This is a genomic window from Thermotoga sp. RQ7 (genome assembly GCF_000832145.1).
Lineage (GTDB): Bacteria > Thermotogota > Thermotogae > Thermotogales > Thermotogaceae > Thermotoga > Thermotoga neapolitana.
In genome coordinates, this window is record NZ_CP007633.1 from 367,777 (window position 1) to 390,568 (window position 22,792).

General features: G+C 49.2%; 21 protein-coding genes and 1 pseudogene. 4 read left to right on the forward strand and 18 right to left on the reverse strand.

The features are described from left to right. The gene (locus TRQ7_RS01930) at positions 1 to 408 is read left to right on the forward strand and encodes an RrF2 family transcriptional regulator (RefSeq protein ID WP_231555936.1); all 408 of its coding nucleotides are present in this window, start codon (positions 1 to 3) and stop codon (positions 406 to 408) included. An 18-nt stretch (positions 409 to 426) separates the two neighbouring features. Here the strand turns inward: TRQ7_RS01930 and TRQ7_RS01935 are convergent, their stop codons facing one another. The 5 genes from TRQ7_RS01935 to TRQ7_RS01955 are packed head-to-tail and all read right to left on the reverse strand — an operon-like array spanning position 427 to position 3,617. Continuing rightward, positions 427 to 621 (reverse strand): hypothetical protein, encoded by a 195-nt coding sequence (locus TRQ7_RS01935; protein WP_012644985.1) that lies wholly within the window; start codon positions 619 to 621, stop codon positions 427 to 429. Between the two features lie 3 nt (positions 622 to 624). Next, the gene (gene sfsA / locus TRQ7_RS01940; protein ID WP_012644986.1) at positions 625 to 1,293 is read right to left on the reverse strand and encodes a DNA/RNA nuclease SfsA; all 669 of its coding nucleotides are present in this window, start codon (positions 1,291 to 1,293) and stop codon (positions 625 to 627) included. After that, complete coding sequence (locus TRQ7_RS01945) at positions 1,290 to 1,769, reverse strand: flavin reductase family protein (protein ID WP_081434628.1); 480 nt, start codon at positions 1,767 to 1,769, stop codon at positions 1,290 to 1,292. Before TRQ7_RS01945 ends, sfsA begins: the two co-directional genes overlap by 4 nt. Next, positions 1,690 to 3,069 (reverse strand): MFS transporter, encoded by a 1,380-nt coding sequence (locus TRQ7_RS01950; protein ID WP_041843885.1) that lies wholly within the window; start codon positions 3,067 to 3,069, stop codon positions 1,690 to 1,692. The genes TRQ7_RS01945 and TRQ7_RS01950 overlap by 80 nt, the downstream gene beginning before the upstream one ends. Beyond that, positions 3,066 to 3,617, reverse strand: a complete 552-nt coding sequence (locus TRQ7_RS01955) for a hypothetical protein (RefSeq protein ID WP_038066315.1) — start codon at positions 3,615 to 3,617, stop codon at positions 3,066 to 3,068. The genes TRQ7_RS01950 and TRQ7_RS01955 overlap by 4 nt, the downstream gene beginning before the upstream one ends. A gap of 86 nt (positions 3,618 to 3,703) precedes the next feature. Here TRQ7_RS01955 and TRQ7_RS01960 point away from each other — a divergent pair, with 86 nt between their 5' ends. Then, the gene (locus TRQ7_RS01960; RefSeq protein WP_038066289.1) at positions 3,704 to 4,237 is read left to right on the forward strand and encodes a hypothetical protein; all 534 of its coding nucleotides are present in this window, start codon (positions 3,704 to 3,706) and stop codon (positions 4,235 to 4,237) included. A gap of 23 nt (positions 4,238 to 4,260) precedes the next feature. Here the strand turns inward: TRQ7_RS01960 and TRQ7_RS01965 are convergent. The 4 genes and pseudogenes from TRQ7_RS01965 to TRQ7_RS01980 form a co-directional block, all read right to left on the reverse strand. Further along, a pseudogene (locus TRQ7_RS01965) lies at positions 4,261 to 4,806 on the reverse strand (D-alanine--D-alanine ligase); the annotation flags it as partial. 46 nt (positions 4,807 to 4,852) lie between these two features. Then, complete coding sequence (corA, locus tag TRQ7_RS01970) at positions 4,853 to 5,908, reverse strand: magnesium/cobalt transporter CorA (RefSeq protein WP_038066295.1); 1,056 nt, start codon at positions 5,906 to 5,908, stop codon at positions 4,853 to 4,855. Between the two features lie 84 nt (positions 5,909 to 5,992). Further along, on the reverse strand, positions 5,993 to 6,541 hold the full coding sequence (dps, locus tag TRQ7_RS01975) for a DNA protection during starvation protein (RefSeq protein ID WP_012644993.1): 549 nt from the start codon (positions 6,539 to 6,541) through the stop codon (positions 5,993 to 5,995). Between the two features lie 109 nt (positions 6,542 to 6,650). Continuing rightward, on the reverse strand, positions 6,651 to 7,061 hold the full coding sequence (locus TRQ7_RS01980; protein ID WP_012644994.1) for a PHP domain protein: 411 nt from the start codon (positions 7,059 to 7,061) through the stop codon (positions 6,651 to 6,653). A gap of 323 nt (positions 7,062 to 7,384) precedes the next feature. Between TRQ7_RS01980 and carA the strand changes: the two genes are divergently transcribed. After that, positions 7,385 to 8,557 (forward strand): glutamine-hydrolyzing carbamoyl-phosphate synthase small subunit, encoded by a 1,173-nt coding sequence (gene carA / locus TRQ7_RS01985; RefSeq protein WP_012644996.1) that lies wholly within the window; start codon positions 7,385 to 7,387, stop codon positions 8,555 to 8,557. Beyond that, complete coding sequence (carB, locus tag TRQ7_RS01990) at positions 8,557 to 11,856, forward strand: carbamoyl-phosphate synthase large subunit (protein WP_012644997.1); 3,300 nt, start codon at positions 8,557 to 8,559, stop codon at positions 11,854 to 11,856. The genes carA and carB overlap by 1 nt, the downstream gene beginning before the upstream one ends. 17 nt (positions 11,857 to 11,873) lie before the next feature. Here carB and leuB read toward each other — a convergent pair whose 3' ends face one another. The 9 genes from leuB to ilvB are packed head-to-tail and all read right to left on the reverse strand — an operon-like array spanning position 11,874 to position 22,779. Further along, positions 11,874 to 12,938 (reverse strand): 3-isopropylmalate dehydrogenase, encoded by a 1,065-nt coding sequence (leuB, locus tag TRQ7_RS01995; protein WP_012644998.1) that lies wholly within the window; start codon positions 12,936 to 12,938, stop codon positions 11,874 to 11,876. A 3-nt stretch (positions 12,939 to 12,941) separates the two neighbouring features. Further along, positions 12,942 to 13,442: a 3-isopropylmalate dehydratase small subunit gene (gene leuD / locus TRQ7_RS02000; protein ID WP_038066298.1), complete on the reverse strand. Its 501-nt coding sequence runs from the start codon at positions 13,440 to 13,442 to the stop codon at positions 12,942 to 12,944. A 4-nt stretch (positions 13,443 to 13,446) separates the two neighbouring features. Beyond that, positions 13,447 to 14,700 (reverse strand): 3-isopropylmalate dehydratase large subunit, encoded by a 1,254-nt coding sequence (gene leuC / locus TRQ7_RS02005; protein WP_041843886.1) that lies wholly within the window; start codon positions 14,698 to 14,700, stop codon positions 13,447 to 13,449. After that, on the reverse strand, positions 14,701 to 16,242 hold the full coding sequence (gene leuA, locus TRQ7_RS02010) for a 2-isopropylmalate synthase (protein ID WP_012645001.1): 1,542 nt from the start codon (positions 16,240 to 16,242) through the stop codon (positions 14,701 to 14,703). It lies immediately after the preceding gene. Continuing rightward, positions 16,229 to 17,845, reverse strand: coding sequence for a citramalate synthase (gene cimA / locus TRQ7_RS02015; RefSeq protein ID WP_012645002.1), 1,617 nt, complete (start codon positions 17,843 to 17,845; stop codon positions 16,229 to 16,231). The genes leuA and cimA overlap by 14 nt, the downstream gene beginning before the upstream one ends. A 12-nt stretch (positions 17,846 to 17,857) precedes the next feature. Then, on the reverse strand, positions 17,858 to 19,522 hold the full coding sequence (gene ilvD, locus TRQ7_RS02020; protein ID WP_038066300.1) for a dihydroxy-acid dehydratase: 1,665 nt from the start codon (positions 19,520 to 19,522) through the stop codon (positions 17,858 to 17,860). Beyond that, positions 19,512 to 20,522 carry a ketol-acid reductoisomerase gene (gene ilvC / locus TRQ7_RS02025; protein WP_012645004.1) on the reverse strand — a complete coding sequence of 337 codons (1,011 nt, stop codon included), beginning with the start codon at positions 20,520 to 20,522 and terminating at the stop codon, positions 19,512 to 19,514. Before ilvC ends, ilvD begins: the two co-directional genes overlap by 11 nt. Further along, positions 20,522 to 21,037, reverse strand: a complete 516-nt coding sequence (gene ilvN / locus TRQ7_RS02030) for an acetolactate synthase small subunit (protein ID WP_012645005.1) — start codon at positions 21,035 to 21,037, stop codon at positions 20,522 to 20,524. Before ilvN ends, ilvC begins: the two co-directional genes overlap by 1 nt. After that, positions 21,034 to 22,779, reverse strand: coding sequence for a biosynthetic-type acetolactate synthase large subunit (ilvB, locus tag TRQ7_RS02035; RefSeq protein WP_041843887.1), 1,746 nt, complete (start codon positions 22,777 to 22,779; stop codon positions 21,034 to 21,036). Before ilvB ends, ilvN begins: the two co-directional genes overlap by 4 nt. Between the last annotated feature and the right edge of the window lie 13 nt (positions 22,780 to 22,792).

Sequence of the window (22,792 nt, forward strand, 5' to 3'; positions counted from 1 at the left end):
ATGCGGAGTGAGTACGCTCTCAGACTCATGATCGTGATGGCAAAGGAGTACGACAGATACCTCTCGATGACGGAGATACTGGAAAAGGCAAAAAACTCCGTTCCCAGAGAGTTCGCAGAGAAGATACTCTACACCCTCAGGAAATCAGGCATCGTGGAAACAAAAAGAGGAAAGACCGGAGGATACAGGCTTGCACGACCGCCAAAGGAGATAAGAGTGTCCGATATCATCTTTCTTCTGGACAGAAAGGCCAGGGTGTTCTTCGACATGCCTGGCTGTCCCGATGAACTGGACTGTGTCATCAGATCTCTCTGGAAGAGGGTGGAAGAAGAAATAGAGAAGGTACTCGGTAGCGTCACCCTGGAAGATCTTGTGAAGGAACAGGAAGAGAAGTTGAAACAAATGTGAGGCCCGCCTCGTGCGGGCTCATTTCACTTTCAAACTGAGTTTCTCTTCGAAGAAGACCTTTTTCCCATCCACCTCGAATTCTCTGATTCCAGTTCTCTGAGCGTATTCTCTCAAAACCTCCTCGATTTCTTTCTTCTCCGCCCTGAGTTCCTTCATGAGGTCCTTTATCTCCACGTACCTTCTCACAAGCTGCTCGATGGTTGGATTCTCCATCTCTTACACCTCCTCGCAGATCGGCAGATTCCCCATCGAGTGGAGATACTCTCCATCATATTTTAACCTGAATACACAAACATCGACCCCTTTGCTCAAAGCGTGCCAGAAGATCTCGGAAAAGAAAGGATCAACCTTTCTGTTTGGAAGAAAACACCTGCTCTCAAGGAAAACCAGTATCAAAAGAAGCGCCCTGAAACCACTTTCAACACATCGGATCAGTTCTTCCACGTGTCTTTTTCCCCGCACTGTTGGAGCATCCGGAAACATGGCAACGCCGTTTTCTTCGAACGTACATCCCTTAACTTCCACAAAGGTTTTCCCGTCTACCAGAAAATCCAGCACGCTGTTTCCTGAGGTCTTTTCTCTTTCTATTCTGGCACCCGGGAACATCTCCCCGAGAATCCTTTCTGCCACGAGGCTGTGGTATCCAGAGTGAACAAAGACAAACTCTTCTCTGTATTCGACCGCAAGAAGGTCCCATTTTGTCTTTCTCCTTTCGGATTTTGCCCGCTTTAAAAGGACCCTTTTTCCAGGTGACAGCAGTGGAAGACGGCCTGTGTTGTGGATGTGTGCCTGTGTTCTCTCTTTTCCAACAGAGACGATACCCGTGAATCTGGTCTTCCTTTCAAGAAAAATCCCTTCTTCGTCGAAGGGTATCTCGAGTTTCATCTCTGAAGCACCTTCTCGATCTTCCCAAAAAACAACGTGTGGAAGCCGTGATCTTTGTAGAACCTGTCGATGATCTCCTGAGGAAGAACGAAGGGCTCTACGTTGTTTGCGAAAGTCACAGAGCACTCGATCAGTGTGTGTGCTTCTTTTATGGGAGCACTGAAGCCTTCCAGTTCATCCAGGTGAAGAAGTACCTTCTCGAACTTGTCTTCCTGGTATCCACTCACCCGTCCAAAGTAGTTAAGCGCCTCTCTGTGTTCTTCGCTCAGAAAGTTCAGGGTGAATCTTTTGCTCTCTTTGATGAGACGCCAGGTGAATCTCTGAGGCCTCACAGCGGTGATGAAGTACTCTTCTTCCCACATGATGCCGAAGAATCCCCACCCTATAGTCATGCCGTTAACTCTGTCCTTTGCCCTGCTCGTCAGAATCACCCTTCCTTTTCTTAAGTCTTCCAGCAGTCTTTCGTACACGCTCACCACTCCTTTTCAGGATAAGATACACATCCATCAGTCTGTACACGGGCCTTCTCAGGGTGACAAATAGGGTGCTCAACATGAACGCCCTGAACGGAATGTACTGCCTCACCTTAACTTTCCTCAACAGGAATATAGCAGAGAATCTGAAGAATCCAGCCATTAAAAAGAGTATCTGAAGACCGTAGATCTCAAAACCGCTTACGTTCACGTAGATGTCAGAAAGAAGTTTTGCGACGATCCCGCCCAGGAAAGAACCTGCCAGACTTCCCACACTGGCAAAAGAAGCGTTCAGGCCGAAAAAGATGGGATCCGATTCGAAGGCAACCTCCATGGGGAGAATGGCAAGCGACAGGTTTATGGCAGACCAGGCCACAGAGGAGATCACCGCATCTGCAAACATCAAAGTCCTGTACGTTCCACCGTTCATGAAAAGCCACATCCCAGAAACAAGTGAGGCAAGCACTATTCCAAACTCTGCTATCGTTTTGTGTCCGACGTTGTCGGAGATCTTTCCCAGAACCCTGTAGGCCAGCATCGCCACGAAATTGTTCAGTATCATCATGTAGGCGATGTAGGTGTAACTCACGTTCAGGTTCTTCAGAAGATGGTAATGGTAGAACGCAGAAGAGAACGTAACCGCCATGTTCCAGTAGAACGTGAAGAGAACGAACCTCATGAAGTTGTCGTCTTTGAAGACGGCCTTCAGAGGGACACCACTTCCCGATGCTTTTACCGGGACGTCTGGAATCTTGTTCATCGAGAGGATGGAAAGAACAGTTCCCACCGTGGAGATGAGAAGCACAAAGACAAAGCCCATGGAGAAACGATCGACCAGGAAGGAGTAGAGGTATATTATGAAGGCGTTGCCTATGGAAAGGAACATGTTTCTGTTTCCGAACACCCTTCCCCTTTCTTCAGGGGGAATGAGATCTCTCATCCAGGAGTTCCAGGTGCTGCTTGAGAGGGCCGCAAAGATCTGTGAGATCATCAGGGAAGCGATGAAGACAATCGGATCTGTTTTTCCAAGGAGAATGAACACAACGAGCGCTGCAAAACTGAATCTGCTCAGGGCGTTGAACACGTTGACGAGAAAGCGCCTCTTTCTGTACTTTCGCACGAAGAAAGAAGCGAAAAGTTGAAAGAACTGCATCATGGGTGGTACGGCGGCGGCGATGCTCAGGAGGAACTCATCCAGGTTGAAAAGCATCGCAAGTCCCGTAAAAACGGGACCCTGAACGAGCAAAGAATAGAACAGTGAAAAGATACCTTCGAGTGTGAGAAAAAGATAGGTGTTTTTCATGACCGCGGTCTCCAGAACACGTGTCCTGTCTTCTTTTTGTAGAGGATTTTGGCCATCACATAACTTCCAAGAAGGTCGAAGATGAGATCCAGCATCGTGTCGTCCAGTCCTTTTTGAGTGTTGTATCCCGGAACAACCTTGTCAGTGACGAATTCAGCGATCTCCCAGAGGAGTCCAGAGAAGGTACCAAGAAGAAAGGCCATCAGTATCGCTCCTGGAACCTCGTTCCAGTACCTGGATTTCTTTGTCAGAATCTGATAGAAAAAGTAAGTGACAACGAAAGATCCATAGAAATGAAGGTACTTGTCCCAGAAGGGGATCTTCTCGTAGAAGTTCATGAACTGCCCCAGAACGGAGTGAAGAAATATGGACGAAGAGAGCATCAGTTTTGTCTTTTCAGGCACTTCCTGGTGCACGATCTTTTCGTACACGTACGGGGAAAAACCTCCCAGCCAGAATATGAAATAACCCACCGTCTCAACAATTTTGGCACGGATTAGAGAAAAAACGGCTGGAATTCCAAGAAAAAGTATCAATATTTTGTTCAGAACCCTTTCACTGGTTCTTTCGACCGTATCGATTATTTCCTCATCACCTCCGTGCGCTATTATATTCGCAGAGGGAGTGAGAAAACTTGAAGTATCTGTTACTCTTTTTGACAACGTTTCTTTTCGACAACTCGGGAACACCCCTTCCTATTCTAGCAGCGTCCACACTGATTTCAGCAGGGAAGATGCAGGCAGGACCGGCTTTCTTTGCGATCTACCTGGGACTTTTAAGTTGGGACTCTCTTACCTTCTTTGCGGGAAAGATGCTGAAACCTTTCTTTTCCAGACTCAACTGGAAGGTTTTTCAGAAAATCCTCAGGGAGTTTTCGAATGTTTACATCTCTTCGGAAAAGATCCTGATTTTGTTCTGCAAGTTCGTTCCGTGGGTGGGAAAGGCCACACCGTTTCTTGCAGGATACATGGAAAGACCCTTCAGAACACTTCTTGTGATATGGGCCGGAGATCTAATATACGAAAGCGTGTTCTTCTTCACCACACTGACGGCTGGCAGGGTCTTTCTAGAGTTTTCAAAAATTCTGGGAATCGCTCTTTTTGCAGTGCTGATGGTTGTCTACTTTCTCTGGAAGAGAAAGATGAGAAAGTTCATTGAAAAACATTGAAAGGGGGGCCAGGCCCCCGTGCTTCACCTGATGTTCAACCTCTCCTCTGCCGCTTTGAGTATTGCCTCCAGCATTTCTGCGTAGGACATTCCTGCTATCTTTGCCATCTTTGCAAGATGACCATCCCAGCACCATCCGGGATTTGGATTCACCTCGAGAAGTTTCGGATTTCCTTCAGCGTCGAGCCGCCAGTCGAATCTGCAGTAATCTCTGCACTCCAGCCTTTCGAACAGTTTCAAACAACATTCGATTATGAACTTTTCCGTTTCCTCTGGAAGTTGTGCGGGGACAGACTTTATGTTCCAGTATGGAGAATCGGGCAACCATTTCGCTTCATACCCACATATTCTTGGGAGTTCTGGAGGAAGTGCAGAATAGTCCTCTTCTATTATGGGAAGTACGACGTAAGATTCTGGTGGGTTTCCTATGATACCCACACTCAGATCCTTCCCCGTCAGAAATTCCTCTACCAGGATTGGTTTGTCATAACCAAACCTGTCTCTTATCTCTGAAACGGCGTTTATCAGCTCTTCAGGAGAGTAAACAACACTTCTTTGAGTGATACCGAAAAACTACTCCCATCATCATTACAACTCAAAAGTCAAAATTCTCATCTCATAACCACTTCTTTTTCCTGAAATAGACCACCATCAGAAACGCTATCACACCCATCACAATGAGAACCACTGGATAACCCCATTTCCAACTGAGTTCTGGCATGTACTCGAAGTTCATACCGTAGATACCCGCTATGAAGGTGAGGGGCATGAAGATCGTTGCTATTATGGTGAGAACCTTCATCACCTCGTTCGTTCTGTTACTCATGTTCGAAAGGTACACGTCCAGAAGGCCACTCGCGATGTCCCTGAATGTTTCCACGGTGTCTGCAATCCGGATGGTGTGATCGTAAACGTCTTTGAAGTAAGGAAGAGTTTCTTCTTTGATGAGTGAAGATTCACCTCTAGAGATTTCGTTCAGAACCTCCCTCAGAGGCCAGATCGTCTTTCGCAGTTCTATGAGGTTTCTCTTCAACACGTATATCTTCTGGACTGTGTCTTCTGCGGACATTTCCAGAACTTCTTCTTCCAGTATCTCGGTCTCGTCGTCGATCTTCTCCAGCAGGACGAAATAGTTGTCCACCAGAGCGTCCACCAGCGCATAAAGAAGATAGTCTGCTCCCCTCTTTCTTATGACCCCTCTGTTGTGTCTTATCCTTTCTCTCACAGGATCAAAGACATCTCCCCTCTTTTCTTGAAACGTGAGAACACAGTTTCCTCTGAGAATCAAACTGATTTGCTCTGAGGTAAGTTCAGAGGAATTCTCATCGTAGGTGATCATTTTCAGTACGAGAAATACGTACTCATCGAAGAATTCGATCTTCGGTCTCTGATTGATATTTAGGATGTCCTCCAGAACAAGGAGGTGTATCCCGAAATGTTCTCCTATTCTTTCTACAACGTCTGTTCTGTGGACACCAACGATGTTTATCCACGTGGTCATTGAAGAATCTCTGAGGGAAAGAACATCCTCAACATTTGTTGTCCTGAACTCTCTGAATTCCTCAGGTGAGTAACTCATCACTTCAATCTCAAAGTCCTCTCTGTACTTTCCTGTATAAACGAGCGTTCCCGGAGGAAGACCCTTTTTGATGGACAGAACACGATCTTCCATCACAATCCCTCCCTTTTCTTTGTTCATCCTATTTTAAAACAAAAGGCGCACCCTCGGGTGCGCCCTTTTTGATCACGGAAGCCTTCACTTGAGGAACTTCGAGACGAACGGTGAGGTTTCCCCGCGTCTCATGAAATGCCCGGAAGGACCTTCTCCTAAAAATTCGGAAAACCAGGACTCGTGCTCGATCTCTTCGTTTAAAATTGCAAGAGAAAGTTCGTATGTTCTGTGGTCCTTTCCTGCCGTCATGTTGCAAATTTCCGTGTAGCCTCTCACTGCACACCTTTCAGCGGCAACGAGCACCTTCAATATCTCCTGAACGGTTGGAGTGTCAGGAAGTCTTGCAGGAGGACACGCAGAAAGGTCGTGGAACTCTTTCATGCAATCTGGAAGCTTTCCTCCGAGTTCGTAGATTCTGGGAACGAGCGCTTCAAAGTGATTTCTGTCTTCAATTCTGGCCACTTCTGTGATTTCTTTGAGAGTCTCTCCTTCAAGTCCGATGAGATTTGCTCTTAAGATGGTGTAGTAGTAATAAGTTGTGAGTTCTGCCGCTGCGTTTTTTATCAGGAGTTCCAGTAAACGATCAACATCCACCCCTGCCTTTTCAACCATTTCTCTTGCTACTCTCGCCATGTTAACGCCCCCTTCGATCTTCCTGAAAATCGTTTAGCACTTCCGTGAAAGAACCAAACTGTTTCAATCGAAAGTGTTGGTTTATGATACCATTTTCCCAGAGGAAAAGTCAAGTTTTTTCTCTCATCAGATAGATCGCCACATCCGTGTTCTTCCTTATCGCTTCTTTGATCGCCTCTACGTTCCTCTCCGATCTGATCAGTGTTTTCCAGGAATACACATGCCACACCTCATGGAAATCGGAGTTTGCCACGTACCGGTATTTCTTCACACCGATCGAGTTGAAAAGATCATCTCGATTCGCCACTTCCCAGGCATCGAACATGTCTTTGAAACGCTCCATGTTCACCCAGAGAAACCAGGAAAGATGTTCCTCGTCCTGTTTTTTTCTATCTGGATGTGCTGCTATAACCAGTGCATTCTGTTCTTTCAACCTTTTCACGATCTCCTCCACCGGGAGAGAAGGGTCCACGTACCCCTTTACATCTATGGCAAGAATGTGATAGAGAAAGGTGTCCATCGCTCATGTTTGTGTGCACATGAAAATCGCACAGAAGTCATTCCACAGAATCCTTCATAGATTCCCACCTCCGTTCACATGATAGGAAGAATCCTTTAAATCTGTGTTCAGTTCTGTGAAGATAATGTATTCCAGAATCCTTTCCTTTCGGTTTTCAATGTCTGTCAGGAAAATAGCCTTCATCATTTTTGCATATAAATGTTCAAGTAGTAAATGTTTATTCCAAATTAATACCCTGTGACTTTCCTTTAATTCAAAGTAAAGAAAACTGACTAGCCCTTTACCTGTGGTTATAATCTCTGAGAAAGGGAAGGAGGTGCAACATGAAAACGCTTCTTGCTCTGGAAGACGGATCGTTTTTTTTTGGGCAGAGTCTGGGTGCAGAGGGTGAAACCTTCGGCGAACTGGTCTTCAACACAGGAATGACCGGCTATCAGGAAGTTCTCACAGATCCCTCCTACACGGGTCAGATCGTTGTGATGACCTATCCTGAGATAGGAATCTACGGAGTAAACGAAGAGGATGTGGAGTCGGATGGGATAAAGGTTGCGGGATTCGTTGTCTACAGAAGTGTGTCCGTTCCTTCCAACTGGAGAGCCACCATCTCCTTTCCGGATTATCTGAAAAAACACAACATAGTTGCCATCGAAGGTGTGGACACGAGGGCCCTCACGAGGAAGATCCGTGTGAAAGGTGCCATGAAAGGTGCCATATCCACGGTGGATCTGAACCCAGAATCCCTGGTCAGACGCGTGAAGGAAAGTCCCGGCATAGTGGGAAGAGACCTGGTTGGTCTTGTTTCTCCGAAAGAGATCATCGTGGAAAACGAAGATGGGGAATTTTCAGTCGTTGTCCTGGACTCCGGGGTGAAATGGGGTATCCTCAGAGACCTGAAGAGAGTGGGAGCACGGGTGGTGAGGGTACCCTACGGTGTGGACATAGATGACATCAAAAAGCTCAATCCGGATGGTGTTCTCATCTCCAATGGTCCCGGAGACCCGGCCGCCCTGCTGAAAACTGTCCGTCTGATAAGAGACCTTCTGAAGGAGGAAATACCCCTTGCGGGAATCTGTCTTGGACATCAGCTTCTTGGTCTTGCAATAGGAGCCAGAACCTACAAGATGAAGTTTGGACACAGAGGAATAAACCATCCTGTGAAGGATCTGAGAAATGGACGTGTTCTGATCACCACCCACAACCACGGCTTTGCAGTGGATCCAAAGAGTTTTGGCCTACCAGAACTTGGAAGCGAAGATCAGGATGCGAACGTTCTCACCAGCAACCTTCAGAAGATATCCGTTCTTGAGGGAACCAGTCCGCAGGGAATAAAAGTTGAGATCACCCATATTTCTCTCAACGATGGAACGATAGAAGGAATGAGGCTGGTTGATTATCCAGCCTTTTCTGTTCAGTACCACCCTGAAGCCTCTCCCGGTCCTCACGATGCAAAGTACTTCTTTGAAGAATTCAAACGCCTCATAAAGGAGGTAAGGTAATGCCCAGAAGAGAGGATATAAAGAGGATCCTCGTCATAGGATCCGGTCCGATCACGATCGGTCAGGCCGCCGAGTTCGACTACTCGGGCACTCAGGCACTCAAAGCCCTCAAAAGTGCGGGATACGAAGTGATCATAGTCAACTCAAACTCCGCAACCATAATGACGGATCCGGAGTTCTCGGACGCCGTTTACATAGAGCCCCTGACGGTCGAGTTTCTGGAAGAGATCATAAAGAAGGAAAGGCCGGACGCTCTGCTTCCCACCCTCGGAGGACAGACCGCTCTGAACCTCGCCGTAGAACTCGCCGAAAGTGGTATTCTTGACAGGTACGGAGTTCAGTTGATCGGCGCCAAACTTGAGTCGATCAAGAAGGCTGAAGACAGAGAACTCTTCAAAAAGACCATGGAGGAAGCTGGCCTTGAAGTTCTGAGAAGCAGACTGGTGAACAACCTCACGGATGCACTGGAGACGGCAAGAGAATTCGGCTATCCCGTCATCATAAGACCCAGTTTCACACTGGGAGGAACGGGCGGAGGAGTTGCGTTCAACGAAGAGGAGTTGAGGGAGATCGTTACAAAAGGACTCATAGAAAGTCCCGTACACACCGTTCTCATAGAAGAGTCCGTCATCGGTTGGAAAGAGTACGAACTCGAAGTGGTGAGGGATGGAGCAGGAAACTTCATCGTCGTCTGTTCTATAGAGAACCTCGATCCGATGGGGATACACACGGGAGATTCCATCACGGTGGCTCCCTCCCAGACGCTCACCGACGTTGAGTACCAGAGGATGAGGGATGCAGCGTACAAAGTCATCGATGCGATAGGAATAGAAACGGGTGGTTCGAACATCCAGTTCGCCGTGGATCCGAAGACCGGTAGGATGGTCGTCATTGAGATGAACCCGAGAGTTTCAAGATCGTCCGCTCTGGCGTCGAAGGCAACGGGATACCCCATTGCGAAGATAGCCGCACTTCTTGCCGTTGGATTCACCCTCGATGAGATCCCAAACTACATCACGGGAAAGACGCTGGCGGCCTTTGAACCTTCCATAGACTACGTCGTGGTGAAGATACCGAGGTTCCAGCTCGAAAAATTCCCCGGAGCCGATCCAAGGCTCAACACCCAGATGAAATCCGTTGGAGAAGTGATGGCAATAGGAAGAACCTTCAAAGAGGCACTGGGAAAGGCCCTTAGGTCTCTCGAACTCGATGCTGCCCCGAAACTCGATCTTGACCACATAAGGGAACACCTTGCAAATCCAACTCCTGAGAGGATCTCCTATATCTTTGCTGCGTTCAGAAACGGAATGGATGTGGAAGAAGTACACGAACTCACGAAGATAGACAGATGGTTTCTCAGGGAAATGAAGGCCTGCATAGACCTCGAGGAAGAACTGAAAGAAAAGAAATTCGACGTCGAGGTTCTCAGGAAGGCGAAACAGTGGGGATACTCCGACAGGGAAATTGCCGAGATCTGGCAGGTTTCCGAAAAAGATGTGAGGAAGATGAGAGAGAAAAACAGGATCTTTCCGGTCTACAAGATGGTGGACACCTGTGCGGCAGAGTTCGAAGCCCAGACCCCGTATTACTACTCAACGTACAACGGAGTGGAAAATGAAGCAATACCTACAGACAAAGAGAAGATCATGATCCTCGGCTCCGGCCCAAACAGAATAGGTCAGGGTATAGAGTTCGACTACACGAACGTTCACGGTGTGTGGGCTTTTCAGGAAGAAGGGTACGAGGCGATCATGGTGAACTCCAACCCGGAGACCGTCTCGACAGACTACGACACCTCCGACAGACTTTACTTCGAACCCCTCACGGTTGAAGATGTCCTCGAGATCGTGAGGAACGAAAAGCCAAAAGGTGTTGTGGTGGCGTTCGGTGGTCAGACTCCTTTGAGGATCGCAAGGCACCTTGTGGAAGAGGGTGTGAACATCATAGGAACGAGTTTTGAGTCGATAGAGATCGCTGAAGACAGGGAAAAGTTCGCAAAACTTCTCAAAAGGATCGGGCTCAGATGCCCCCCGTTCGGGACGGCATCTTCCGTGGAGGAAGCACTGAAGGTGGCAGAGGATCTTGGATACCCGGTTCTTGTAAGACCAAGTTACGTCCTTGGAGGAAGGGCCATGGCGATCGTCGACACACCGGAAGAACTGGAAAGATACGTCAGGGAAGCGGCGATCGTCTCACCGGGGTACCCCATACTGATAGACAAGTTCCTGGAAGATGCGATAGAACTCGATGTGGATGTTGTATCGGATGGAAAGTACGTGTGGATAGCGGGTTTGATGGAACAGATCGAAGAAGCGGGCGTTCACTCCGGAGATTCGGCGTGTGTTCTTCCGCCGGTGAGCCTCTCGGAAAAACTCGTTGAAGAGATAGAGAAAACCGTTCACAGACTGGTGAAGGCACTGAAAATAGTGGGAATCGCGAACATTCAGATGGCGGTAAAAGACGAAGAGATCTACATAATAGAGGCAAATCCACGGGCGTCAAGAACCGTTCCATTTGTGAGCAAGGCAATTGGAATTCCTGTGGCAAAGATTGCCGCCAAGATCATGGTGGGAAGGTCCCTTCCAGAACTTCTTTCCGAGTACTTCCCCTATCCAACAAGACCGGGAACAAAGGTGGACAAATTGGGAGACAGCGAGATCCTTCCCACACCGTGGCCGAGGATGTTCTCCGTGAAGGAAGTGGTGATACCATTCCACAAGTTCCCCGGCACAGACGTTCTTCTGGGTCCTGAGATGCGCTCCACAGGAGAGGTCATGGGAATAGGAGAGGATTTTGCAGAGGCTTTTGCGAAAGCCGAGATCGCTGCGGGAAATCCGCTCCCGACAGAGGGTGCCATCCTTGCAACGATCGCAGACAAAGACAAGAGAGACGCCATCCCACTTCTTGCACACCTTGCGGACATGGGATTCGAGATCTACGCGACCAAGGGAACGGCAAAGGCACTCCAGTCCCATGGAGTGGACGTCAAAGTTGTTCCCAAAGTGGGTGAAGGAAGGCCGGATGTGATCGACCTTCTGGAGCAGGGAAAGATCTCTCTTGTGGTGATCACCCAATCCAGCGATGAACCCTCACTCGTTGCGGTCTCGCACGGAAAGGACCCCTTCAAGGTAGAGGGAAGAAGAACGGTGGGATACATGATTAGAACCACAGCACTGAAGAGAAAGATACCTTACCTGACAACGGTGGAGGCACTCAGAGCAGCGGTGGCGGCGATCAGAAAGATGAAGAGGGGTTCGATCGTGAAGGTGAGAAAACTCACCGACACATGGAAAATGTGAAGGGCCTCTTCGGCCCTTCACCATATTTCTTCAAGTTTTTTGCATATGAGATCTCCCATTTGAGAGGTGGAGACGGCCTTTTCCGGATCTTCCGCGATGTCCTTTGTCCTGTACCCTTCTTCTATGACCATCTCGACCGCCTTCTCTATCTTTCTTGCCTCTTCCACCATGCCAAAAGAGTACTCGAGCATCATGGCGAGGGAGAGGATCTGAGCGATGGGATTGGCGATGTTTTTCCCAGCTATGTCGGGTGCCGATCCCCCCGCCGGTTCGTAGAGATTCTTGTCGCCGAAGGAAGCGGAAGGAAGAAGACCAAGAGATCCTGGAAGTGCGGCACTCTCGTCTGAGAGTATGTCTCCGAACATGTTCGTTGTGAGTATCACGTCGAACTGTGAGGGTTTCAATATGAGTTGCATGGCCGCGTTGTCCACGTACATGTGGTTGAGTTCCACGTCTGGATAATCCTTTGCAACTTCGCTCACGACCTTTCTCCAGAGCATCGAACTGTAGAGAACGTTCGCCTTATCCACGGAGGTGACCTTTTTCCTTCTGTTTCTTGCAATTTCAAAGGCGGTTCTTGCTATCCGTTCCACGGTTTTTCTGTCGTAGATCATGGTGTCGAAACCTTTTTCCTCGTCGATACCCCTTGGCTGGCCGTAGTACACTCCGTAGGAGAGCTCTCTTACAGTGACAAGATCTACGCCGGCCTCGATCACCCTTTCCTTCAGAGGAGAGATGGATACAAGTGATCTGTAAACCTTTATCGGTCTGATGTTCGCGTAGAGATTGAGCATCTTTCTGAGGGCAAGAAGGCCACCGATCTCCGGTCTTTTCTCAGGTGGAAGATCGTCCCACTTTGGGCCTCCCACACTCCCGAGGAAGATGGCATCTGCCTCCATGCAGATCTTTCTGGTCTCCTCTGGGAGAGGTTCGTCGAATCTGTCTATGGCATCTCCTCCGATGTGACCAAAGACCTTCTCGAAGGTTTTGCCCGTTTTTCTTTCAACAACCTCGAGGACCTTCAGGGCTTCTCTCACAACTTCAGGACCTATACCGTCTCCCGGTAGGATCGCTATCTTCATCTTTCACTCCCCCATCTCTTTAAGACAGTATTCGAGCCATCCACCGGCTTTCATGATATTCATGAGAAACTCGGGATAGGGCCTTATTTTGTACTCTTTTCCCTTCGAAAGATTCTTCACGACACCGTTTTCAAGGTCCACCTCGGCAACATCACCTTCTTCGAATTCGTCCGCTTCCTTCAGCTCAACAATGGGAAGACCTATGTTTATAGCGTTTCTGAAGAATATTCTCGCAAAGGACTTGGCGATGACACAGGAGATGCCCGCAGCCTTTATGGCAACGGGGGCGTGTTCTCTTGAGGAACCACATCCGAAGTTTTCACCGGCGACGATGATGCCTCCCTTTATGTCGTCCCGCCTTCCAAAACCAGGTCTTGCATCCTCCATGCAGTACTTTGCCAGTTCCTGAGGATCCGAGGTGTTCAGATACCTTGCGGGTATGATCTCGTCTGTGTTCACGTTGTCTCCAAAAACGAATACCTTCCCCTTTATCTTCATCTTCATCACCTCACAGTTTCCTGGGATCTGCTATATATCCTTTCACCGCACTGGCTGCGGCAACGGCGGGGGATGCAAGAAACACCTTGCTGTTTGGATGTCCCATTCTTCCCACGAAGTTTCTGTTGGTTGTGGAGACGGCTATTTCTCCCTCTGCGAGGACTCCCATGTGTCCTCCAAGACAGGGACCACACGTTGGAGTGGAAACGGCGCATCCGGCATCGAGGAAGATATCGATGAGACCCTCCTTCAGGGCCTGTTTGTAAACCTTCTGAGAGCCGGGTATGATGATGCACCGCACGTTCGGAGAAACTGTTCTTCCCTTCAGGATCTGGGCTGCGAGTCTGAGATCTTCTATTCTTCCGTTGGTACAGCTTCCTATCACCACCTGATCTATTTTGATTCTCTCTTTTTCTGCCTCGGAGATGTCCTTCGTGTTGGACGGCAGGAAGGGATAGGCAACCTGGGGTTCGAGCTCAGAGAGGTTCATCTCCACTTCTTTCACATACTCTGCGTCCTCATCCGGGTACATCTCTTCCACCTCTATTCCTCTTTCTTTCTCGTAGGCTATTGTTGTCTCGTCCACGGGGAAGAGACCCGTTTTCCCTCCTGCCTCGATCGCCATGTTCGATATGGTGAATCTACCGTCCATGGAGATCTCTTTCACACCTGGACCAGAAAACTCTATGGCCTTGTAGTTCGCACCGTCCACCCCGAGGATGGATATGAGTTTCAAAACAAGGTCCTTGGCGGTCACCATTTCGTTGAACTTTCCATAGAGCGTCACCTTTATACTCTCTGGAACCCTGAGCCACACCTTTCCGATGAGGTAGAAGCCCGCTATATCCGTGGAACCAACACCCGTGGCAAAGGACCCCAGCGCCCCGTAGGTACACGTGTGAGAATCTGCCCCCACAACGAGGTCGCCAGACTTCACTATCCCTTCCTCGGGGAGTAGAACGTGCTCGATTCCCATTCTTCCTATTTCGAAGAACTTTTCTATTCCCTGCTCTCTGGCGAACTCCCTCATCATCTTCACCTGCATGGCGGACTTTATGTCTTTGTTCGGTGTGAAATGATCTGGTACGAGAACCACCCTGTCTGGATATTTAACCCTCTTTCCACCGTACTCTTTAAACTTCTTTATGGCAAGAGGAGCCGTTATGTCGTTGGCGAGGGCAACATCTGGCTCTAGAAGAAGGAACTCGCCCGTTTCGACCTTTCTTCCGGCCTTCTTCGAGAGGATTTTTTCTGCAAGTGTCATTCACTCAACACCTCCGTTTTTTCTCAAAAGCCCCTTTGCTATGAGATACTTGTTTATAGCGTTTATGTAAGCGATGGCGGAAGCCTCAACGATGTCCGTGGAAACACCCCTTCCACTGTAGAGTTCACCGTCTATCTTCAGGGTCAATTTCACCTCTCCCTGAGCGTTCTTTCCTGTTCCAACCGCCTGGATTATGTACTCCTCGAGTTTTGGTTGAAGTCCGAGTGCTTTATCTATGGCCTTGAAAATGGCATCCACAGGGCCGTTTCCTGTTTCCGCTGCCTCTTTTTTCTCGTTTCCAACCTGAAGAACGACCGCCGCCGTGGGAAGCAGGGTGTTTCCTGTGTGCACGTGGAAGTGAACGAGCCTGTAACCATTCAGGGGTTCCTTCAAGACTTCAGAGACGATGGAAAAGAGATCGTCATCGTAGACTTCTTTCTTTCTGTCGGCAAGCTCTGTGAATTTCTCGAACACCTTCTGGAAGGTCTCATCGTCCAGTTTTATGCCGTAACTCTCCAGTTTCTTTCTCAAGGCATGTTTCCCCGAATGCCTTCCGAGAACGAGCGTTTCAGAAGACCTTCCTATGTCCGAGGGTTTCATGATTTCGTAGGTCTCTCTGTGCTTCAGAACACCATCCTGGTGTATGCCCGACTCGTGCAAGAAGACGTTCTCTCCCACTATGGGCTTGTTTCTTGCCGGAATGAGGCCCGTTATGTGGGTGAGAAGTCTGGAAGCAGGGTATATCAACTCTGTCCTTATACCCGTTTCGTACGGGAGTCTGTCTTTTCTCACCTTGAGAGCCATTACGAACTCTTCCAGTGCACAGTTACCGGCTCTTTCTCCTATCCCGTTCAGGGTCACCTCCACCTGAGTCGCACCGTTCTGAACCGCAGCGATGGAATTTGCCACGGCAAGACCAAGATCGTTGTGGCAGTGAACGGAAAGATCGACGTTTTCTATCCCGGGAACTCCTTCCTTCAGGGTTCTTATGAGTTCTCCGAACTCATCGGGAAGAGCGTATCCCACGGTGTCTGGAACGTTTATCGTTGTTGCGCCGGACTCTATGGCCGTTCTGTAAACCTCTATCAAAAAGGGCACTTCCGTCCTGGAGGCATCCTCTGCGGAGAACTCCACAAGATCGAAGAACTGTCTGGCGTAGGTGACGTACTTTCTCACCCTTTCGAGAATCTCTTCTTTTTCCATTCTCAGTTTGTACTTTCTGTGTATGGGAGACGTTGCTATGAAAACGTGTATCATCCTTTTGTCTTTTGGGCGATCTTTCAGGGCCTCGTACGCCGCGTCGATATCCTTTTCCACACACCTTGCAAGCCCCACCACTATGGGTCTCTGAACAGCCTCTGCCACCCTCTTCACGGCTTCGAACTGAACGGGCGAGGAGACGGGAAAGCCCGCTTCGATGAGATCGACACCGAGGTCTTCAAGCATGAGGGCCATCTCAACTTTTTCTTCAACGGACATGGAGGCTCCAGGTGATTGCTCTCCATCCCTCAGCGTTGTATCGAAGATCTTAATCCTTCTCATTTCTTCTCATCTCCTCTTCATCCCTGTGGAGTTTGTACTCCAGGGATTCAAGCAGTGCCGTCCAGGAAGCCTCTATGATGTTCGGGGAAACACCCACCGTTCCCCATCTTCTCTTTCCATCGCTGGACTCTATGAGAACCCTCGTGGTCGCTCTGGTACCCGCCTGTTCGTTTAGGATCCTCACCTTGTAATCGGTGAGTTTTGTGTTTTTCAGGGAAGGATAGAACTTCTCAAGTGCCTTTCTCACCGCCCTGTCCAGTGCTTCGACGGGTCCTTCACCCTCTGCCGCGGTGTGTTCGAAGGGTTCATCGTGCCCCAGCCTCTCCGCCACTTCATCGGGTACCCTTACCTTCACGGTCGCTTCTGAGAAACTCTTTTCGTCCCTGTTCTTCACGGTCATGACGGTGAAGCCAAGAAACTCGAAATACTTCCTTCTTATTCCAAGCATCTCTCTGACGAGAAGTTCAAAGGATGCCTCTGCACCCTCGAAATGATATCCCTGCGCTTCGAGTTCTTTTATCCTTTCGAGTATCTCCCTGACCTTGGGCGAGGATTCGTCTATTTCAAATCCCATCTCTTTTATTTTCTCAAGCACGTTGCTTTTTCCAGAAAGTTCGGAGATCGAGATGATCCTCCTGTTTCCCACGAGTTCTGGAGGAATGTGCTCGTAGGTTCTGGGATCTCTCTTTATGGCAGAAACGTGCACTCCACCTTTGTGTGCAAAGGCATAATCTCCCACATAGGGCATGTTTTCAATGTGTGGCCTTCCGGAAAGTTCGGCCACAAGATGTGCGACGTCGAAGAGTTTTTTCAGGTTCTCCTTCGGTATGACCTCAAGTCCCATCTTGAGAACGAGGTTCGGAATCACAGAACAGAGATTCGCATTGCCACATCTTTCGCCAAGGCCGTTTATGGTTCCCTGAACGTGTACCGCTCCCTTTCTCACGGCAGCGAGCGTGTTGGCTACGGCCACATCGGAATCGTTGTGTGCGTGTATTCCTATGGGAGCCTTCACATGTTTTTTCACCTCTTCTACGATCTCTTCGATCTCGTGGGGGAGTGTGCCGCCGTTTGTGTCGGCAAGAACAAGACAGTCTGCCCCCGCCTCCTCTGCCACCTTGAGGGTTTTGAGGGCATAGTCTTTGTTTGCCTTGTAACCGTCGAAGAAATGTTCAGCGTCGTATATCACCTCGTCGGCGAATCTTTTCAGGTAAGTGATCGTGTCGTATATCATCTTGAGGTTCTCTTCGAGAGTTGTTCGAAGGGCTTTTTCCACGTGTAGATCCCAACTTTTACCGAATATCGTGTAGACCGGTGTTTCGGCTTTTATGAGCGTCTGTATGTTTGGATCTTCTTCTATCCTCGTGTTTGGTCTTCTTGTGGAACTGAAAGCGGCCACCTTTAAATTCTTGAAGCGCATGTTCTTCACGGCTTCGAAGAATGCAATATCTTTCGGGTTCGAACCGGGCCATCCCCCTTCGAGGTAGTGAACGCCGAGGTCATCGAGTGCCTCGGCGATTCTGATCTTGTCTTCCAGGGAAAAGGAAACTCCAAAAGCCTGAGCCCCGTCCCTGAGAGTCGTATCGTAGATCTTGATACTCAAAAGACCACCTCCTCAGGGCTTTCTGAACGTAGCCCCTTTGCTGGCAGACTGAACGAAGAAGGCGTACCTTCTCAGATAATCACTGTCCATATCCTTTACTTTCGGTACGAATTCCCTCATTCTTCTGTTGAACTCTTCCTCCGATATCAACAGGTTTATCATTCTCTTTTCGAAATCTATCTCGATGAGATCTCCATCTTTTACGATGCCTATGGGACCACCTTCTGCTGCCTCCGGAGACACATGACCGATGACAGCACCGTGTGAACCTCCAGAGAACCTCCCGTCCGTGATGAGAGCCACATCTTCTGCAAGGCCCATCCCCACGATCGCGGACGTAGGAGAGAGCATCTCCCTCATGCCGGGTCCACCCTTGGGACCTTCATAACGGATGATCACCACATCTCCCTTTTTGATCTTTCCGGAAAGAATGGCTTTTGTTGCCTCTTCACCATCTTCGAACACAACGGCAGGTCCAACATGGTGCTTCATCTTTTCGGGGACACCGGAGAGTTTGGCAACTGCCCCCTCCGGGGCAAGGTTTCCGAAGAGAATTCCAAGCCCACCCTCTCTATGGTATGGATTGTCGAAGGGTCTGATCACTTCTTCGTTCATGATCTTTGCTTCCCTGACAAGATCTCCTATCTTTCTCAAATAGATGGTCATGGCATCTTCCTTCAGAAGATTGTTTTCCTGAAGGCGTTTCATTACAGCGTAGATACCACCCGCTTCATCGAGATCCTGTATGTGGTAAGGTCCAACGGGTGAGATGTTGCAGATGTGGGGAACCTTCCGGCTGAGTTCATCGAAGAGTCTTATGTCGAAGTCTATCTCGAAACTTTCTGCGATCGCTTTCAGGTGAAGTACGGTGTTCGTCGATCCTCCCGTTGCAAGATCCACCATGATTGCGTTCATGAGGGACTCCCGGGTGACGATGTCCCGAGGTCTTACGTTTCTTTTCACGAGCTCGACGACGAGCATACCGGCCTCTTTTGCCATTCGAAGCCTTTTTGCATGAACGGCAGGCACCGTTCCGTTTCCCCTAGGAGCGATCCCCAATGCTTCTGCAAGAGAATTCATCGTGTTGGCGGTGAACAGTCCTGCACAGGATCCTGCGCCCGGACAGGCAAGATCTTCGATCGCCCTGAGGGTTTCTTCGTCGATCTTTCCCACTTTATAACCACCGACGGCTTCGAAAACGGTGATGAGGTCTATGTCTCTTCCAGCGTATCGACCAGCGAGCATGGGACCACCGGAGATCAGGACAGAGGGAATGTTCAGCCTTCCCATCGCCATGATCATCCCTGGAGTGATCTTGTCACAGTTTGGAACAAACACCAGACCGTCGAAGGGAAAAGCGTTTGCAACTATCTCTATGGAATCGGCTATGAGTTCCCTGGAAGGTAGTGAGAACTTCATTCCCTTGTGATCCATCGCTATGCCGTCGCAGATCCCGATCGTTGGGAAGACGAACGGAACTCCCCCGGCCATCCTCACTCCTGCCTTCACTGCCTCAACGATCCGGTCAAGGTGCATGTGGCCGGGGATGATCTCGTTCCACGAAGACACGATACCGATGAAGGGTCGGTTCATCTCATCATCGGTTATTCCAAGTGCCTTCAGAAGGGACCTGTGTGGAGCCCTTTCCAGTCCTTTCTTTATCACATCACTCCTCATCCACATTCCTCTCCTTGAGCCAGGGCATCATCTTTCTGAGTTCCTTTCCCACTTTCTCTATGAGGTGTTCGGATTCTTTCTTCCTCATGGTGTAGAAGAACGGTCTTCCTGCCTGATTTTCGAGTATCCAGTCTTTTGCGAACTTTCCTGTCTGAATGTCCTTGAGCATCTGTTTCATGTTCTCTCTGACTTCTCTGGTGACGATCTTTTCCTGGCTGATGTAATCACCGTACTCTGCGGTGTTGCTGACGGAGTACCTCATGAAACTGAGTCCACCTTCATATATGAGGTCGACGATGAGTTTGAGTTCGTTCAGACACTCAAAATAAGCAATCTCCGGCTGGTATCCGGCTTCCACGAGAGTTTCAAATCCCGCTTTTATGAGAGCCGTCACACCGCCGCAAAGGACTGCCTGTTCTCCGAAGAGGTCCGTTTCCGTTTCTTCCTTGAAGGTTGTTTCTATCACACCCGCTCTCGTCACACCGATTCCCTTTGCGTAGGCAAGAGCGATCTCTTTGGCTTTTCCGGTGTAGTCCTGGTAGACCGCCACAAGTGCGGGAACTCCTCTTCCTTCAACGTACTCTCTTCTCACGATGTGACCTGGGCTTTTCGGAGCGATCATGGTCACATCGACGTTCTTTGGCGGGATGATCTGATGGTAGTGTACGTTGAAACCGTGGGCAAACATCAGCATCTTTCCCTCTGTAAGATGCTTTTCAATGTACTTTTTGTACACCTCCGGCTGGTGCTCGTCTGGAATGAGAATCATGATGATATCTGCTTCCTTTGCTGCTTCTTCGATGGTCTTCACGGTGAGTCCCTGCTCTTCTGCTTTCTTCCAGCTTTTACTTCCCTCTCTCAAACCCACTATGACGTTGAGTCCACTGTCTTTTAAGTTCAATGCGTGTGCATGCCCCTGACTTCCAAAACCGATTATGGCGATCTTTTTGTCTTTGATCAAATCGAGATTGGCATCCTTGTCATAGTAGATAACCGCCATCAAAACCCCTCCTTCTCTTTTGTGTTCCACCTGTTCATAGCGACGATACCCGTTCTTGCGATCTCCTCCACCTGTTTTTCCGGAAGAAGATTTATGAAGGCTTCCACCTTGCTTCTTGCTCCGGTGATCTCTATGATGGCTCCCTCTTTGGAAACATCTATGATCTTGCCTCTGAATATTTCAACGAGCTGAAAGATTTCCTGCTTGTCTTCCCCGAATTTCACCTTGATGAGGGCCATTTCCCTTTCCACACGGTTTTCCGGAAGAGGATCTATGGGAGTTACCTTCACAACCTCAACGAGCTTGTACGCCTGTTTCTCTATCTGTTCTATCGTTCTGTCGTCCCCTTTCACCATGATCACAAGCCTGGAAAGACCCGGCACTTCCGATTCTCCAACCGTGATACTGCTGATGTTGAAACCCCTTCTTGCGAAAAGATTCGCTACTTTCCTCATCACACCGGGTTTGTTGTGGACCAGCATGGAAACGAGATGTTCATGGACCTGGTTCGTCATCTTTCATCACCTCTCCTGCTCTCCTCGATAACCTTCAGAACCCTTTCGACGAAACTTTCATCGTAGGGTGCTTCGACAAGGGGTGTTCCCACATCCCCTCCTGGTGGGACCATCGGAAGCACGTTCTCGGCAGGATCAACGACCGCGTGTATGAGCATGGGCTCTTTCGATCTTGCGAGTTCCTCCACCGCCCTGTCTACTTCATCTGGCTTTTCTATTCTCATCGCTTTTATACCGACTGCCTCTGCTATCTTTGCAAAGTCCGGGTTGTCGGCAAGGATGGTGGCGGAGTACCTGCAGTTGAAAAAGAGCTGCTGCCACTGCCTGACCATCCCCAGAGCCTTGTTGTCCATAACGATGATCTTCACCGGAAGGTTGTACCTTTTCACCGTCATGAGTTCCTGGATGTTCATCTGAAAACCACCATCACCGGCGAAGATCACAACTTCCCTGTCAGGGGCTCCTATCTTCGCACCTATCCCCGCCGGAAGGGCGTATCCCATCGTTCCAAGACCACCGGAACACAGGAAGGACCTCTGGTGTTTGAACCTGTAGTACTGCGCCACCCACATCTGGTTCTGTCCCACGTCCGCCACAACTATCGTGTCATCGGGAAAGACCTCGTTCACCTTCTCCACAATGTACTGGGGTTTTATGAGTTTTCCATCCCTTTTGTAGGTCAATGGGTACTTTTTCTTCACTTCCTGGAGTTCTTCGATCCATTCGGAAAAATCTGTGTCCAGATCGTACTTCAAGAACTCCTCAAGGACGTTTCTCAGATCTCCAACGATGGGTACATCCACGGAGACGTTCTTTCCTATCTCGGCAGGATCTATATCAACGTGGACGATCTTGGCGTTTCTGGCGAAGGTTCGAGGATTACCGAGTATCCTGTCACTGAATCTCACACCGAGGGCTATGATGAGATCGGCGTTCGCCACTGCGTAGTTTCCATAGTACGCACCGTGCATCCCTATTCCATCGTAGTAGAGCCTTTCATCGGACGGATTCACTCCACGTCCCATCAGGGTGCTGACAGCCGGTACACCGAATTTATCGATGAACCTGTTCACCAGGTCCATGGCACCGGAGAGGTTCGCTCCGCCCCCAACGATGACGATGGGACGCTTTGATTCTTTCAAAAGTTCCATTGCCTTCTTTATCTGTTTTGGGTGACCCTTCACGGTGGGTTTGTATCCCAGAATCTCTATTTCATCGGGATAGTTGAACTCTCCTTCTGCTGTCTGAATGTCTTTTGGAAAGTCCAGAACAACAGGACCTGGTCTTCCCGTTGTGGCAACATAGAACGCCTCTTTTATGGCATAAGGAAGTTCTTCTATGCTCGTGACAAGGTGATTGTGTTTTGTGATGGGCATCGTGATGCCGGTGACGTCGACTTCCTGGAAGGCATCCGTTCCAATGAAGGAGGTTGGAACCTGACCCGTGATCACAACAAGCGGTATGGAATCCATGTAAGCGGTGGCAATTCCCGTCACCGTGTTGGTGGCTCCAGGACCAGAGGTGACTATGACCACGCCTGGTTTTCCGGTGACCCTCGCGTAACCATCCGCTGCGTGTGTGGCTCCCTGTTCGTGTCTGAAGAGGTAGAAATTTATCTTGTCTTCGTAATTGCAGAGTTCGTCGTAGACGTTGATGATGGCGCCTCCAGGGATACCAAAGATCGTATCCACACCTTCTCTCAGAAACGCCTCGAACAACATCTTGGAACCTTTCATCTTCACGTGGATCACTCCT